Consider the following 16,255-nt stretch of genomic DNA (forward strand, 5'->3'; position numbering starts at 1 on the left):
GGTTGTATAAAAAGTAATTAAACTCTAAATGTCATTCTGAGCTTGTCGAAGGATTATTTTTGAGTGTTCATTGTTTGAAACTTCGACAAGCTCAGTTAGATTTGTCATAGAAATCAGATAGAAAACTATGCGAAAAGCCTAGTTTGATAACTACATATTGCTTTTTTAAACAACCACGTTTTTTATAATAGTGTAATTTTTTATAAGCTTAGCTTACTCGCAGCTGCTTTATCTACCATCCAAGTTACGTTGCCGTCGTCTTCATTTATAAGCTGAGAAGGGTATAAGTTGCTATTTCGTTCTCCTTGAAGAACTTCATAAAGAGCATTAGATTTTTTCTCTCCAAAAACAATAAAAACAATTTGTTTTGCTTTATTAATTAATGGTGCTGTAAGTGTAATTCGGTACATGTCTTGAGGAGCTAAGAAATAAGCAGCAACCTTCTTTTCTTTTTCTTTTAAAATAATTTCTTGATTAGGGAATAAAGAGGCTGTATGTCCGTCGTCTCCCATTCCAAGTATAATAAGGTCAAAAATATCTCCTAATTCTAAATGATCTTCTAAAATAGCTTCGTATTCCTTAGCATAGACTTGAGGTTCAATGCCTTCTTTCCACATAGGAAAGATGTTTTCTTTAGGAATAGGAATATGGTTTAAAAAATCTTTTATAGCCGCTCCAGCATTACTTTTTTCATCATTTAAAGGAACCCAGCGCTCATCGCCCCAAAAAACAAATACTTTATTCCAATTTATTTTGTTTTTATAAGCATCAGAGGCAAGTAAACGATGAAGTTCAGCAGGAGAAGAACCTCCAGTTAATGCAACTGTAAATTTACCTTTTGTTTTAATAGCGTTTGTAGCTTTTTCAACAAATAAATCGGCTAATTGGGTATTTAAATTATCTGTATTTTCAAAAACTTGAATCATTATTTTTTGTCGTTTGAATGTTTATTTACTGCCCAAACATGTCCATTTCGAGCAATTAATGCTTCGGCTGTTTCTGGTCCCCAGCTTCCTGCAGGATAATCAGGGAAATCTAGAGAATCTCTATTTTTCCAAGCTTCTTGAATAGTAGAGATAACATCCCAAGCTTCTTCAATTTGATCAGATCTCATAAAAAGAGTGGTATCTCCAACCATAGCATCTAGGAGTAAAGTTTCGTAGGCTTCTGGAGTTTGATTTGACCCTGTGTCGTAGTCAAAAATCATTTCCGAAGGATTCAAATTCATTTCTAAACCAGTTCTTTTAGTCATAAAACGTAATCTAATATCCATTTGTGGTTGGATATTAATGGTAAGTCTATTAGGTTTAATGCTATCTACTTGCGTTGCCGGAAAGGACGCATGAGGAACAGGTTTAAACTGAATGGTAATAGAAGATGTTTTTTCTTGCATGCGTTTTCCTGTTCTTAGGTAGAAAGGAACATTTTGCCATCTCCAGTTATCTAGGTAAAACTTTATAGCAGCATACGTCTCGGTATTGGAGTTTTTGTCTACCCCATTTTCGTTTCTATATCCTGGAGCTTTCTCGCCTTTTATCCAACCCTCTCCATATTGTCCACGAACTGCGTAATGATGTACTTCTTCGGGTTTTATTCTTCGGATGGCTTTTAAGGCATCGTACTTTCTACTACGGATTTCCTCTGCATCAAAAGAAGCAGGCGGCTCCATAGCCACCATACAAAGTATTTGCAATAAATGATTTTGAATCATATCTCGCAAGGCTCCAGCACCTTCATAATATCCGCCTCGATCTTCCACACCAACTTCTTCGGCTACTGTAATTTGTACAGAATCGATATAGTTTCTGTTCCAAAGCGGTTCGAATAAGGTATTAGCAAAACGGAAAGCAAGAATATTTTGTACAGTTTCTTTACCAAGGTAATGGTCAATTCTAAAAATCTGTTCTTCATCAAATGTTTTAGTAAGCATTTGATTAAGTTCTACAGCCGATGCTTTATCGTATCCAAAAGGTTTTTCAACAATAATTCTATCTTTTGTTTTATCGCAGGCTAGACCAGAACCACTAATATTTTGAGTTGCAGTTTCTATAAATCTAGGCGAAACAGACAAGTAAAATAATCGGTTAGCTCTTACTCCCCAAGTATCATCATATGCTTCGATTTCTTTAAGTAAATCTGTATAAGATTGAGCATCGTTAATATTGGAAGTGAAATAATGAAGCGATTCTTTAAATGTATTCCATTGTTTATCTTCTGGAGCACCGCTTCTCGAAAATTCAGCGAGTCCTTCATGTAGATTATCTCTATACTCATCGTTGCTTAATTCTGTTCTTCCTAACCCGTAAATCGCAAAATTTTCAGGCATCCAATTTTCTATAAAAAGATTGTAAAATGCGGGAATAAGTTTTCTTTTAGCAAGATCGCCAGTACCACCAAATATTACAATAACTGTAGGGGTTACCTTTTTATTCGTTTTCATATTTTTATTAATTTACAGAATGCTATTTTTCATCCCATTCTGTGTGGAAAATACCTTCTTGATCTATTCGTTCGTAGGTGTGTGCACCAAAATAATCTCTTTGCGCCTGTATAAGGTTGGTAGGTAATACTTCACTTCTATACGCATCAAAATAAGCAAGGGTTGTATTGTAAACAGACATAGGGATTCCTTTGTCGATTCCAATTTTTACTACTTCTCTTATTGCTTTTTGCTGTGTATTTAAAGTAGAAGCAAGACTACTGTCGAGCAATAAGTTTGGTAAGTTTTTATCTGCTTTATATGCTTTTCTAAAATCTTCTAAAACGGCAGCACGTATAATACATCCACCACGCCAAATTTTAGCAACTTCTTCTAAATTTAAGCCATAATTAAACTCTTTGGAAGCAATAGTTAATTGTGCCATTCCTTGTGCATAAATGGTTACCATAGCAAAATGGAAAGCATCTTTAAATAGCGCTACTAGATTTTGATTGCTAACATCTTTTGCGTCTCCATTCCATGGATACATAGTAGCTGCTTTAACACGCTCTTCTTTATATTTAGATATATCTCGCATAGTTACAGCCAAATCTATAGATGGCACTGGAGCTTGAATATCCATTGCATTTTGTGAGGTCCATTTTCCAGTTCCTTTAGATTTTGCAGTATCAGAAATAAGACTAACTAAACGTTTTCCAGTAATAGTGTCTTCTTTTTTAAGAATTGCAGCTGTAATTTCTATGAGGTACGATTGTAGCGCTCCTTGATTCCAAGTTTCAAACACCTGTTGAAGCTCGTTATCTTCAAAATTATATCCACGTTTTAAAACATCATAAGTTTCAGCGATAAGCTGCATAATAGCGTACTCAATACCGTTATGAACCATTTTAACATAGTTTCCTGCCGAGCCACTTCCGAGGTAAGTAACACAAGGCTCTCCATCTACTTTTGCAGCTACTGCCTCAAAAATAGGGCGTAATCTTTCGTATGCATTTTCATTTCCACCAGGCATCATACTAGGGCCAAAACGAGCTCCTTTTTCACCTCCAGAAATCCCCATTCCGAAGTAATTAATACCTTTTGCATTTAATTCTTTAACACGTCTATTGGTATCTTCAAAGTAAGAATTCCCTCCGTCAACAACAATATCACCTTCTTCTAAATGTGGTAAAATTGAATTAATAACGCTGTCTACAGGTTTTCCTGCTGGAACCAAAAGCATAATAGCTCTTGGTTTTTTTATAAGTTGAATAAACTCTTTAGTATCTGTAGTTCCTTTAATTGTATGTTTTTCGTCGGCTTCATTTTCAAGGGAAGCTGCTTTTTCGGCATCTAGGTCTAAACCTGCAACAGAGAAACCATGATCTGCCATATTTAGCAAAAGATTTCTTCCCATAACACCAAGACCAACCATACCAAAATCAAAATTTTCCATAACCTACTATTGTTAATTTATTTCTTTAAAGTTATTTTTTTCAATTTCTAAAACCTTATTTAATCTTCTTTTAAAGCGTTCTTCTTCATGGAAGGTGGCATTTAAAAAAGTTTCTGTGAGCTCCCAAATTAAAGCAGAACCAATTACACGCCCTCCAAGGCACATAAGATTCATGTTGTCATGCTCAACACCTTGATGAGCAGAATAATTTTCGGTAATTAACGTAGCACGAACCCCCGAAAATTTATTAGCAGCAATAGAAACCCCAACCCCACTTCCACAGATGGCAATTCCTCTTTCTATTTTTCCTTCTGAAATAGCTTTGGCTAAAGGAATAATAATATCAGAATAATCATCAGTAGCATCGTAAGAAAAAGCGCCGAAATCTTCAAAAGAATACTTATTGTCCTTTAAAAGTTGTTTTAATTCTTCTTTTTTCTCAAATCCTGCATGGTCGGCTGTTATTCCTATTTTCACTTAAAAATATTTATGAATTTCAAAAAGACGTTAGAAAGTATAAAATTAAGTATTTCTAGATGATTAGCGTAATTTTATTTAGTTATATAACGATAGTTTAATCAAATAGTGATTTATTTAAATCCTTCACAGAGGGTTTAATTCTCCGAAGTTTGTTTTGAGCTTGTCCAAGAGCTCTGCGTTAAAATGAGTTAAAAGTTTTTCGAGAGAATACCTAGTGGCTTCTCTGAGATAGTTTACTTCTTGGTTGTGTTATATAAAAAGGTTAGCTAATTTTATGGCTTTAATTTTTTATAATGAATAAGAAGCACGAATACAAAGCATCAATATTGTGGCCTGTAGCGCAGGGAGGGAGTACAAAAGATTATAAATCTTATTCCCGAAATCATATAGTATCCATTGAAGGGAAACCTACTATTTTAGCCTCTTCGGATGTTGCTTTTAGGGGAGATATGGAACGGCATAATCCTGAAGATTTGTTTCTATCGTCTATAGCTAGTTGCCATATGCTTTGGTATTTACATTTTTGTGCCACTTCTGGGATTGAAGTGTTGAATTATACTGATACTGCTTATGGAGTTATGGAAGAAGAAAAAAATGGTAGTGGAAAATTTACCACGGTAATTCTGAATCCTATTGTTACAGTTTCCGACATTTCTATAAAAGAAAAAGCTATAAAACTACATCATAAAGCAAATGAATATTGTTTTATAGCTAATTCTTGTAATTTCATTATTGAGCATAAGCCCATTATTAAAATTAAAGAAATAGAATAATTTCTTATTTTGTTTTTAACATTTCTGGAGTAGCAACAGTTCTAAAACCAAGGTGCTCCTGTCCAGAATCTAGGGCTGTAGCCATTCTTGCAGAAATGCGGTAACTAGAACAGTACGTATCGCTACATAAAAAAGATCCTCCTTTAATTACTTTTTCCTGAACATAACGATTGTTTGGGTTGTAGGCTTTAGTTGCTCCTTGAGGATTTACAACAAGACCTTGTTCTAACATTTCTCCGTAATAGTTTACATTAAACCAATCTTGTGTCCATTCCCAAACATTTCCAGACATTTCATAAAGTCCATATGCGTTTGGAGGAAAAGATTTTACGGGTGCTTTGTTTTCATAACCGTCAGCTTTGCTGTTAGTTGTAGGAAATTCTCCATTCCATGTATTTGCTTGAGCGGTTAATTTTGATTTATCTTCTCCCCAAGCATACATTGAGTTATTAACCCCTCCATGAGCGGCTAATTCCCATTCCGATTCTGTAGGAAGTCTTCTTCCTGCCCATTCACAATAGGCTATTGCATCTTCATAAGCTATATGTACTACAGGGTAATCTCCTTTTCCTTCAATAGAACTATCAGGGCCTTTAGGATGCTTCCAATCGGCACCAATTTTCCATTCCCACCATTGAGAAAAATCGTATAAATTAGGCACACTTGTTTTTGTTTTTTTGAAGATAAGTGAACCCGGTTGGAGAATAGAATCGTGAGGCTTAGGAGTTCCAGGAGGAACTTGTTTTTTTATCTCTTCCCATTCAATTGCCCTTTCCGCTACAGTTTTGTATCCGGTAGCGGCTACAAACTTTGCATATTCATCATTTGTAACTTCGGTAACATCCATAAAAAAGCCATCTACTTCCACAGGATGCGCAGGTTTTTCATGATTTAAAGCAAACTTATCATCACTTCTTGCACCTTGGGTATAACTACCTCCAGGAATCCAAACCATGCCTTCTGGAGTTTTAATATCCTTAGGTTTTTCAATAGCAATAGTAGCGGTTTCTTTAGATTCAAGAACTTCAGAAGTTGCTGTTTTATTTTCTTTACATTGTGTAGTTAAAATTCCAATATAAAGAATGGAAAGGAAACGAAATACCTTCATTTTTTACTTTTTAAGTTGAATTATACCAAACTTACGAAAGTCTTTTTTAAAAATACTTATGTTTTTAGTAGTGTTGTAAGATTTATTTTACGCCCAAGTTATTAACGATACTATGTTTGTAATAACTATAAAGGTAAACTTCCAGATAGGGCTTTTAAAGCTATTTCTGATAGTTTAGCTTGAAAATTAGCATTGCTAAATCGTAATTGTGCATTTATATAATTAAGCTGAGCTGTTCTAAATTCTATAGTAGGAATAGCTCCAATACGATATTTCTGCATTGTTATTTCCAAGTTTTCTTTTGCAATGGCTTCATTATTTTGCTCTAATTCTATAAGGTCTAAATTAGTTTGATAGGTTTGGTAAGCTATGCTTAGTTGAGATAATAAAGCTTTTTCTTGTTGTTCAATAAGAAGTTTGCTGTTATCTATTTTCAGTTTAGCTATTTTTTCACTTCTGTTTTGATTGAAACCATCAAATACATTTACATTCACTCTAAAACCATAATTTAATCCATGAGCAGAAGAACTCGTTGTAAATCCTAAACTAGATTCAGAATCGCTAAAATTATATCCAGTAGTTGCAACTAGGGTAGGGTACCTTAACGCACGAGTCTGCTTTAAATCGAGTTCTGCAATTCGTTTATTTATAACCTGAGCCATCAACTCTGGATTGTTTTCTTTTGCTGTGGTTTCAAGATTAGGGAGAAACAAACTATTATCAACAAAAATTTCATCAACTACTTTAAATGCGGCTTTTTCATCACGAGCTAGAAGTTGATTTAGTTCTACTTTTGTATTTGCATAAAGCTCTTTTTGACGGAGCATTAATGTTTGGTCTGTATTTAAATCTACTTTTGCATTTAAAACTTCTAGTTTAGAAGCTTTTCCAATGGTAAATCTATTTTGAGCAAGATCCACACGTTGCTGAGAGATCACTAGCGTGCTATCCAAAGCAGAAAGCTGTTGCTGTTGCTGGACAAGATCGTAATACGTTATTAAAACATTACTAACATTGGTGAGGATTGATTTTTGTAATTCAACATCTCCAAGCTTTTTATTCTCTTTGAGTTGGTCATACTTTGCAAACATTTTAAAACCATCAAAAAGAGTCCAATCCATAGCAACTCCATAGCTTAAGCTATTATTTTTTGCATCTTCTAATGAGTTTTCAGTTCCGTCTGAACGTACTTGCGATAAATTCTGAATGCTATTATTGTCGTTTAGGGTACCATATACTTGAGGCAACATTCCAGCAAAACCTAGAGAAGTACTAATTTCATCAATTTCTAAATCGTTTTTTGCAAGTCTAATTTCGTAATTGTTTTCTAGCGCAATTTGTATAGCATTTTCTGCGGAAAGAGTTTCTTGTGCCCTTCCGTAGCATACAATAAAAACTAAAAGTAATAATATGGAAAATTGTTTGTTCATTTTTATAGGTTTTCTAGCGCATCAAATTCAGGTCTATGTTTTTTATTTCTGGACCACATGGAATAAATAGCAGGAATAATAAATAATGTTAGAACTAAGGAAAACATAGTTCCTCCAATAATAACAACTCCCATTCCAATTCTACTAGTAGAAGCAGCTCCAAGCGATAAAGCAATAGGCAATGCACCTAAGGCAATTGTAAGACTTGTCATTAAAATAGGGCGTAGTCTCGATTCTGCAGCTTGGATAATAGCCTCGCCTTTTGGAATCCCTTCTTCTCTTAATTGATTGGCAAATTCAACAATTAGAATTCCGTTTTTGGTAACTAATCCAATAAGCATAATAGTTCCTATTTGGCTAAAAATATTCCAAGTTTGACCGAAAATCCATAAGGAGAACATAGCTCCAGCAACTGCCATTGGAACTGTAAGAATTATAATTAATGGGTCTATAAAACTCTCAAATTGGGCTGCCAAAATCAAGAAAATTAATAATAAAGCCAATCCAAAAGCATACATAGTATTGGAGCTACTTTCAACAAAATCTCTAGATTCTCCACCCAAATCGGTAGTAAACGACTCATCCAATACTTTTTCTTTAATAGAATTCATAGCGTCAATCCCATCACTAATACTCATTCCGGGAGCTAAATTAGCAGACACTGTAGCAGATAAATATCTATTGTTATGGAATAATTGTGGCGGACTACTATGCTCTGATGTGGTTACTAAATTATCAAGCTGAATTAAAAGCCCGTCTTTATTTTTAACAAAGATTGAAGTTAAATCTGTAGGTGCATTTCTATCTTTTTTATCAAATTGACCTATTACCTGATATTGTTTTCCATTCATCAAAAAATATCCGAAGCGTTGTCCACTAAGAGAGAGTTGTAATGTTTGAGCAACATCTCTAACAGAAACTCCTAAGCTTTCTGCTTTTTCTCTATTGATGGTTACATAAATTTCGGGTTTATTAAATTTAAGGTCAACATCGGTATATGAAAAAGTAGGGTTGTTTTCGGCTTCCTTCATAAATTCAGGAATCTTTTCTTCTAACTTTTCAAAATTTGGTGCTTGAATAATATATTGAATAGGAGGACCGCCTCTTCTGTTAACAGAAATGGTAGGTTTTTCGGAAACATTTGTTTTTGCTCCAACATAACTTTTGGTCCAATCTCCAAGATTATCTGCAATTTCATGTTGAGAGCGCTCTCTTTCATGAATATCTTTTAAAGCTATAAACGCTCTTCCACTATTTACAGAAGAAGATCCAAAACCAGGAGAGGTAAGAATTAAACTCACTTTTTTTTCTGGAACAGAATCGTTTATAAGCTTAGTAATATGGGTCATATATTGATCCATATATTCATAAGAAGAACCTTCTGGAGCTGTAATACTTAAACTTACAAAACCACGGTCTTCATAAGGAGCTGTTTCTTTTTGCAGGATGTTGTAAAAAAGGCCAATCATTCCAATGCAGACTAATAAGATCGGAAAACTCAACCATTTACGTTTCATAAAACTACTTAAAGAACTGGCATAGCTTTTATTCATCTGAATAAAATAAGGCTCGGTAAGATTGTAGAATTTAGTATGTTTTTGTTTTCCACCTTTCATTAAATACGCATTCAGCATCGGGGTAAGAGTTAACGATACAAATGCCGATACTAAAACAGCTGCAGCAAGTACAACCCCAAACTCTCTAAATAAGCGACCAACAAAGCCTTCAAGGAAAATAACAGGAAGAAAAACAGCAGCTAAGGTTACAGAGATAGAAATTACAGCAAAGAAAATTTCATTAGAACCTTTTATAGCAGCTTCTATAGGACTCATACCTTCTTCTACCTTTTTATAAATGTTTTCGGTAACTACAATTCCGTCATCTACCACCAATCCAGTTGCTAAAACAATAGCTAAAAGGGTGAGTACATTTATGGAATATCCTAATGCCCACATTATAAAAAATGTAGCAATTAAAGAAACAGGAATATCTATTAATGGACGAAGCGCCATTGACCAATTTCTGAAGAATAAGAAAATTACTAAAACAACAAGAATGATAGAAATTAATAGAGTTTCAGCAACTTCAGTAACCGCTTTTTTCACGAAAACAGTGTCGTCAATTACTACATTCAATTTAAAACCTTCAGGAAGATCTTTTTTAAGCTGTTCGTATTCTTTATAAAAAGCATCCGCTATATCAAGATAATTTGTACCTGGCTGTGGAATTACAGCTACAGCAACCATAGGCTGACCAGAATCGCTCATTTTGGTCTCCATATTTTCACCTTCTAAAGTGGCTTTTCCTACATCGCTAAAACGAACTACTTTTTCACCATCAGCTAAAATAATAATATTGTCAAATCCTTCTTCAGTAGAAAGATTTCCAATAGTTTTTACTGTTAGTTCTGTATTGTTACCAGTTAATTTTCCTGACGGAAGTTCTACATTTTGCGCTAAAAGTGCGGTACGTACATCTCCAACTGTAGCACCATAAGATGCAAGTTTTATAGGGTCTATCCATAGGCGCATGGCGTACTTTCTTTGTCCCCAAATTTGTACACTACTTACTCCCTGAATGGTTTCTATACGTTGTGCAATAACATTTTCTGCATAATCAGAAAGTTCAAGGATGTTTTTAGTATCGCTCTGTACGGTCATTGATAAAATCCGTTGCGCATCTGCATCCGCTTTTGAAACTACTGGTGGCGCATCTATATCGTCTGGGAGACTACGTACTGCTTGCGATACTTTATCGCGCACATCATTAGCTGCTTCTTCTAAGTTTTTATCTAAATTGAATTCAATATTTATTCTACTAGAACCTTGAATACTCGAAGAGGTAATATTTCTAATACCATCAATTGAGTTGATAGATTTTTCTAGTGGTTCTGTAATCTGAGATTCAATAATATCTGCATTTGCACCAGCATAATTGGTTCTAACAGATACTTGTGCAGGATCAATAGAAGGGAACTCTCGAATCCCTAAAAAAGTATAACCAATTATTCCAAATAGAATAATGGTAATGTTCATTACAATGGTAAGAACAGGCCGTTTTATGCTTAAGGTAGAAAGATTCATGGGGTTTCTGAACTAGCGTCTTGGGTTAAATCAACTTTAATTGGAGTGCCGTTATTAATGGCCATTACTCCATATGTTAAAATGGTATCTCCAGACTTAAGTCCAGAAATTATTCTGATTGAATTAGCAGTTCGTGATCCCGTTTTAACTTCTATCTCTTGCGCTTTACCATTATGAGCCACAAATATTTTTTTACCATTCTGAATAGGGATTAATGCTTCGGTGGGAACCATTAATGCATCTGGAACGGTTTCTAAAGGTAAAAGTACATTTACGTACATTCCAGGGTACAAATTTCCTTCAGAATTATCTGTTATGGCTCGTATTTTTAAAGTTCTGGTAGCAGTGTCAACTTCTGGTTCTATGGCGTAAATTTCTGCAGTATATTCTTTATTAGAACTGGTAGTTGTAAATGTAAATGCTCCATTTAGTCTCATTCTAGAAGCATATTTTTCAGGAATAGAAAATGTAAGTTTTAATTTAGTAGTGTTTACTAGTTTAGCAATCATTGTTGTTGGGGTAACATAACTTCCTTTAGAAATAGAGCGTAATCCAATAGTTCCAGAAAAAGGAGCTCGGATAGAAGTTTTAGAAAGTTGCGCGGCTATCAAATCAGATTCGGCTTTGGCAGATTGAAAATCGGCACTAGCTACATCATATTCTTCCTGACTTATGGCTTGTTTTTCTAGGAGAAGTTTGGCTCTCCTTTCATTTTCTGAAGCTAATTTTTGTGCGGTTTCTACTTTAGATAATTGTGCACGTAATTCAATATCATTAACCTTAATTAATATTTGTCCTTCGTTAACTTTACTTCCTTCATCAAAGTTAATACTTTGAACAACCCCAGTAACCTCACTTCGGATATCTACTTGCTCATTTGCCTCTAAAGAGCCCGAAAGCGATAAATTATCTTTGAATTCTTGCGGTTTTAAAATCATTCCTTTTACGGTAACAGGGGCGCTGTTTTTAGCTTTGGAATTGCTACCATTTTCATTATTGTTTTTATTTATTCGATAGGCAATAAGTCCGCCAATACCAATAAGTAATAGGAGGTAGATAATATGTTTAATTTTCATAAGGAGTACTAATTAGCAGGTATTTAAATAGGTTTGTTATAAATTTTAGTTATAGGGATTGCTAAGAACTTATAGAATCTTCAAAAAGAATAGTATTTTGTCAATTTGACAAGTTAAAGTTTGTTAAAGTTTTAATTTTAACTTTTTGAATCTCTCATTGAGGGTTTTATTCACCAGAGCCTGTCCTGAATATCTTGAAGGGTTCCACGTCGAAATGGATTAAGAATAATAAGAGGCTGTCTAAAAAATAATTAAACTCTAAATAATCCTTCGACAAGCTCAGGATGACATTTAGAGTTTAATTACTTTTTAGACCTCTTAATGATGTAGTATTGATTATAATTACTTATTATTAAACGACTTATCTGGATATGCGGGCGGATCTGGAACTAAACGTGGATCTTTTTTAATTAATTCCATTAAATGATTAATAGCAGCCTCTAATTGCGCATCCTTACCGTTAAAAGTAGCATGTGGTAAATTGTTAACTTCAATATCTGGCTCGAAACCATGTCCTTCTATAACCCATTCACCTTCATCATTATATACTCCCATCATTGGAGCTCTTGCAATTCCGTTATCCGATAGTTGATTGACGCCGCTAAGCCATATTTCTCCTCCCCATGTTCTGGTTCCAATAGCTTTTCCGAGATTTAATTTTCTAAAACCTTCTGCAAAAGCTTCTCCGTCTGAAGCAGTATTTTCATTAACCAAAATTACAATATGACCTCTAAATGCGTATTGCATATTCCAATAGGGTTTTCCAGATCTTTGTTTCCAATACATCCATGCTTTGCGGAGTAGTTTTTCTAAAATAAAACTTTCTATATTTCCACCTCTATTATTTCTAACATCAATAATGAGTCCTTGTCGGTCAAAAACAGGATAGAATTCTCTGTACCATTGGTTAAGATCTGGCGCAGTCATAGCCTGCAAATGCACATATCCAACCTTGCTATCTGTTTTATTTTCAACTTCTAATCTTCTAGAATATTCCCAATCTCTGTAACGTAAACTGTATTCGTTTTTAATTGGTTTTACAATTATATCTTTAGTTCCAGATTTACTTTTAACAGTAAGTCTAACTTGCTTTTCTTGCTTATTGCGAATCAAAGCTCCAATATCTAAAACCTCCAATGCCGCATTCCCATTAACTGCAGTTATAATATCTCCAGTATTAATATTTAAATAAGGATCGTCTAAAGGAGATTTTTCATCAGGATAATCTGGATCTGCTTTGTAAATATGTTCAATTCTATATCCGTTATTTTTTGGATCTCTACTAAAAATAGCACCTAAGCTAGCCACCGAAACATCTTCTTTATCCTCTCTTAAATCGCCTCCTCGAACGCTTGTATGTAAAGCAGAAAGCTCTCCAACATACCTTCCAATTAAGTCTGAAAGTTCTTCTCTAGTAGTAATTCTTTCCAGTAGTGGAGCGTACTTTTTATGCATAGCGTCCCAATTTACACCATGCATATTTTGATCATAGAAATAGTCTCTTTCCATTCTCCAAGCATCTGTAAAAATTTGTTTCCAGTCTTCTTTTGGGGAGATAGGAAATTTCCAATTACTTAGGTCTATTTCATTCTCGCTTAAATCACTTACTTTTTTTGGAGCAGCTTCAAACATATAGTATTTGTTGCTTTTTTTTAGTAAGATTTTAGACTTATCTCCAGATAACTTAAAGTTCTGAATATCATTTACAATAACGTCTACTTTCTGAGTTTCGTTGCTTATTTTTACTGAAGCCAAATGAGTTTTGGCGTCTACACCAGTTTCTCTTACAGTAAAATATAAAGCATTTTTTGTAACCGCTAAATTGCTATAATTCCCAGGTTTTATAGGAAGCTCATAGACTCTATTTATAATATTTTGAGCATCTATTTTAACGCTCACTTTAGTTTCTTTCTCTTTCTCTTCCTTTTTCTCTGAATCAACAGTTAACTCATTCTCTTCGGAAAAAGCAGTTTTAGTATCTTTTTGTAAAGGAATACAATATATTTTTTCGCTCGCATCAAAATACGGCTCTGGTTGTCTGGTGCCCCATGGAGAACCAACTAAGGAAGTAAAGCTTCTATCGGAAAGGAAATAGATGTATTTTCCGTCATCACTCCATTGTGGGTTTTTATCATTAGCTCTATCAGTAGTAATTGGAAAGTTATCTTTTGAGCTTATATTATAAATGTATAGTTGATTCATGGTGTTATAAGCTGTTTGCACGTATGCCAAATACTTACTGTCTGGCGACCATGAGAAAGAGCCAATTCCTTCATGTTTAGTAGGAATTTCAACACTTTCTCCAGAAGAGATATTTAAAATAAAAAGTCTGTTTTCTAAATCATCGTAGGCTATAAATTTACCATCGGGAGAAGGAATACCGGCATAGCGTAAAACGCTTCCGTTTTTTGTAATTTGTTTTGCTTCTCCAATGCCATTTGCGGGTAATGAAACAAATTCAAATTCTTCAGATTCATCAGATAAAGCATATATATTTTTACCATCAGTAGAAAAAAAAGCATCTCTATATCTAACATTACTTTTATTAGTAAAATCTATAGTTCTTCCGCTTTTAGTAGGAAAAACAAAAATCCTTCCTCTGGAAGTTACCACAATTTTTTCTCCAGAATAATCTGGTTCTACAGCTGTAATATATTTTTTAGGATTTTCCTCCCATTTTTCTTGAAGTTGCTCTAAATCTGATACAATTTTTATATTGATTTTTTTATCGGTGTTTTCTTTAATATTGTATACCCATATATCTGCTCCTCTTTGATAAACAATATTTCCTTGGTTTTGTTTTGCATACCTAATGTCAAAATCTTTATGAAAAGTATGCTGTTGTAGGTCTTTTCCATTAAGGTTTACAGACCAAATATTCATTGTTCCATCTCGATCTGTAATATGGTAAACTCGATTATTAAAAAACATAGGATGATGACTTTCTCCTAGATAATCTGTAGTTAGTTTGATGGCTTCTGGTGCTCCTTCTGTATACTTCCAAACCTGTCTTGCTGTTCCACCTTTGTATCTTTTGGTAACATTACCATGATAGGCTGGAGTAACAAAAAAAACGGTTTTTCCGTCATCACTAAAAGAAGCTTCACTTGCCTGACTTAATTGGATAACTTTTTTCTCTTTTGAAGTTAAGTTAATAGCAACTAGTTGTCTGTTAGGTAAGGTAGAGTAGGCTCTGGTGTCATAAACTAACTCTTGATTAGGAGTCCATCCATTTACTAAAGAAAAATCACTTTCGTAAGTCCATCGTGTAGGAATTCCACCATCTATAGGAATTGTATAAACTTCTGTTGGGCCTTCATAACTAGCAGAATATGCAACTAACTTTCCGTCTGGAGAAATTGCAGGAGCTATTTCTTCCTCCAAATGTGAAGTAATTTTTTGAGCCAATCCTCCTTGGATAGAAACTTTCCATAAATCTCCTTCCGCAGTAAAAATAATAGTATTGTTATGTATGTTTGGGTATCTATAATAACCTTCAAACCCTTGGGCTTGAACTTTAATTGAAAAAAATACTAACCATAAAATACTTGTGAGAAAAACATACTTACTTAATGCTTTTTTTGAGGGTAAATGTGGATTCATTTAAATTAGTTTAAAGTGAGAAAAATAATGAAAGTAAGGTAATAATTTTATTTAATTGAAAAAGTATAGTTTCGCTTCATGGTATAGTTTTTATGATTTAATGCCCCATAGAAGTAGAAGGGCTCTGCGTTGAAAGAGTTAAATTTACTTCCTTGAATACCTTGTGGGCTTGCCCTGAGCTAGTTACTTAGTATAACATACTTTTTTATAGAATTCATAATAACTATAAATTATTATTATATAAAAATAACATATCGATAGTATTTTTCTATTTACAGCTTATCAAGTATCTTGCATACAGAAAAATAAACAGATATAAAATGAATTTACAAGAGTTAAATAAAATAGGATTAACCCATGAAGGGTCTAAAAATACAGCAGAAAAGTTAAATGAGCTTTTAGCAAACTATCAAATATTTTATATGAACGTGAGAGGTTTGCATTGGAATATTAAAGGGAAAGATTTTTTTGTATTACATGAAAAGTTTGAGGAGTTGTATAATGGTTCTTTAGAAAATATAGATGAAGTTGCGGAACGTATTTTAACTTTAGGGGTAACACCATTACATTCTTATAAAGTCTATACTAAAATTTCAAAAATAGAAGAAGTTGAAAATGTTTTTGATAGTGTTGCGGCTGTTAATACTGTTTTAGACGGATTGAGGCAGCTACTTATTATAGAACGAGAAATTTTAGCAGTTGCTTCCGAAATAAATGATGAAGGAACTGTATCTTTAATGAGTGATTATATTACTGAGCAAGAAAAATTGGTTTGGATGTTTTCTGCAGTAGTAGCAAAATAATTATTAATATTTTTAGAAAAAATA

General features: G+C 33.8%; 11 protein-coding genes. 2 read left to right on the forward strand and 9 right to left on the reverse strand.

Annotated elements, in window-relative coordinates; genetic code table 11:
• Window positions 1-200: 200 nt before the first annotated feature.
• From pgl to AC13CQ_RS04830, 4 genes are read right to left on the reverse strand one after another with little or no spacing between them, the layout of a single operon-like run.
• On the reverse strand, window positions 201-926 hold the full coding sequence (pgl, locus tag AC13CQ_RS04815) for a 6-phosphogluconolactonase (RefSeq protein ID WP_337900022.1): 726 nt from the start codon (window positions 924-926) through the stop codon (window positions 201-203).
• Entirely contained in the window at window positions 926-2,440 is a 1,515-nt protein-coding gene (gene zwf, locus AC13CQ_RS04820) for a glucose-6-phosphate dehydrogenase (protein WP_008613879.1), read from the reverse strand. Before zwf ends, pgl begins: the two co-directional genes overlap by 1 nt.
• 22 nt (window positions 2,441-2,462) lie before the next feature.
• Entirely contained in the window at window positions 2,463-3,875 is a 1,413-nt protein-coding gene (gene gndA / locus AC13CQ_RS04825; RefSeq protein ID WP_008613881.1) for an NADP-dependent phosphogluconate dehydrogenase, read from the reverse strand.
• Window positions 3,876-3,887: 12 nt separating this feature from the next.
• Window positions 3,888-4,352 (reverse strand): RpiB/LacA/LacB family sugar-phosphate isomerase, encoded by a 465-nt coding sequence (locus AC13CQ_RS04830; RefSeq protein WP_008613883.1) that lies wholly within the window; start codon window positions 4,350-4,352, stop codon window positions 3,888-3,890.
• Window positions 4,353-4,648: 296 nt separating this feature from the next.
• Here AC13CQ_RS04830 and AC13CQ_RS04835 point away from each other — a divergent pair, with 296 nt between their 5' ends.
• Window positions 4,649-5,128 carry an OsmC family protein gene (locus tag AC13CQ_RS04835; protein ID WP_474506677.1) on the forward strand — a complete coding sequence of 160 codons (480 nt, stop codon included), beginning with the start codon at window positions 4,649-4,651 and terminating at the stop codon, window positions 5,126-5,128.
• A gap of 4 nt (window positions 5,129-5,132) precedes the next feature.
• On the opposite strand, the gene AC13CQ_RS04840 is transcribed toward AC13CQ_RS04835, so the two are convergent.
• The 5 genes from AC13CQ_RS04840 to AC13CQ_RS04860 form a co-directional block, all read right to left on the reverse strand.
• Window positions 5,133-6,236 (reverse strand): formylglycine-generating enzyme family protein, encoded by a 1,104-nt coding sequence (locus tag AC13CQ_RS04840; protein WP_335587449.1) that lies wholly within the window; start codon window positions 6,234-6,236, stop codon window positions 5,133-5,135.
• 125 nt (window positions 6,237-6,361) lie between these two features.
• Entirely contained in the window at window positions 6,362-7,666 is a 1,305-nt protein-coding gene (locus tag AC13CQ_RS04845; protein WP_337900020.1) for a TolC family protein, read from the reverse strand.
• Window positions 7,667-7,668: 2 nt separating this feature from the next.
• On the reverse strand, window positions 7,669-10,749 hold the full coding sequence (locus tag AC13CQ_RS04850; protein ID WP_337900019.1) for an efflux RND transporter permease subunit: 3,081 nt from the start codon (window positions 10,747-10,749) through the stop codon (window positions 7,669-7,671).
• Entirely contained in the window at window positions 10,746-11,825 is a 1,080-nt protein-coding gene (locus AC13CQ_RS04855) for an efflux RND transporter periplasmic adaptor subunit (protein WP_337900018.1), read from the reverse strand. The genes AC13CQ_RS04850 and AC13CQ_RS04855 overlap by 4 nt, the downstream gene beginning before the upstream one ends.
• Before the next feature lie 342 nt (window positions 11,826-12,167).
• Window positions 12,168-15,428 carry a S41 family peptidase gene (locus AC13CQ_RS04860; RefSeq protein ID WP_482882724.1) on the reverse strand — a complete coding sequence of 1,087 codons (3,261 nt, stop codon included), beginning with the start codon at window positions 15,426-15,428 and terminating at the stop codon, window positions 12,168-12,170.
• Between the two features lie 320 nt (window positions 15,429-15,748).
• Here AC13CQ_RS04860 and AC13CQ_RS04865 point away from each other — a divergent pair, with 320 nt between their 5' ends.
• A complete protein-coding gene (locus tag AC13CQ_RS04865) occupies window positions 15,749-16,231 on the forward strand; it encodes a Dps family protein (RefSeq protein ID WP_008613891.1) in 483 nt (160 codons plus the stop codon).
• Window positions 16,232-16,255: the final 24 nt, after the last annotated feature.

The organism is Galbibacter sp. L-19 (assembly GCF_056857615.1).

What these genes read in the sequence shown, in the direction of transcription:
- pgl (WP_337900022.1), bottom strand. Translation starts at nt 926, where the DNA reads ATGATTCAAGTTTTTGAAAATACAGATAATTTAAATACCCAATTAGCC.
- zwf (WP_008613879.1), bottom strand. Translation starts at nt 2,440, where the DNA reads ATGAAAACGAATAAAAAGGTAACCCCTACAGTTATTGTAATATTTGGT.
- gndA (WP_008613881.1), bottom strand. Translation starts at nt 3,875, where the DNA reads ATGGAAAATTTTGATTTTGGTATGGTTGGTCTTGGTGTTATGGGAAGA.
- AC13CQ_RS04835 (WP_474506677.1), top strand. Translation starts at nt 4,649, where the DNA reads ATGAATAAGAAGCACGAATACAAAGCATCAATATTGTGGCCTGTAGCG.
- AC13CQ_RS04840 (WP_335587449.1), bottom strand. Translation starts at nt 6,236, where the DNA reads ATGAAGGTATTTCGTTTCCTTTCCATTCTTTATATTGGAATTTTAACT.
- AC13CQ_RS04845 (WP_337900020.1), bottom strand. Translation starts at nt 7,666, where the DNA reads ATGAACAAACAATTTTCCATATTATTACTTTTAGTTTTTATTGTATGC.
- AC13CQ_RS04850 (WP_337900019.1), bottom strand. Translation starts at nt 10,749, where the DNA reads ATGAATCTTTCTACCTTAAGCATAAAACGGCCTGTTCTTACCATTGTA.
- AC13CQ_RS04855 (WP_337900018.1), bottom strand. Translation starts at nt 11,825, where the DNA reads ATGAAAATTAAACATATTATCTACCTCCTATTACTTATTGGTATTGGC.
- AC13CQ_RS04860 (WP_482882724.1), bottom strand. Translation starts at nt 15,428, where the DNA reads ATGAATCCACATTTACCCTCAAAAAAAGCATTAAGTAAGTATGTTTTT.
- AC13CQ_RS04865 (WP_008613891.1), top strand. Translation starts at nt 15,749, where the DNA reads ATGAATTTACAAGAGTTAAATAAAATAGGATTAACCCATGAAGGGTCT.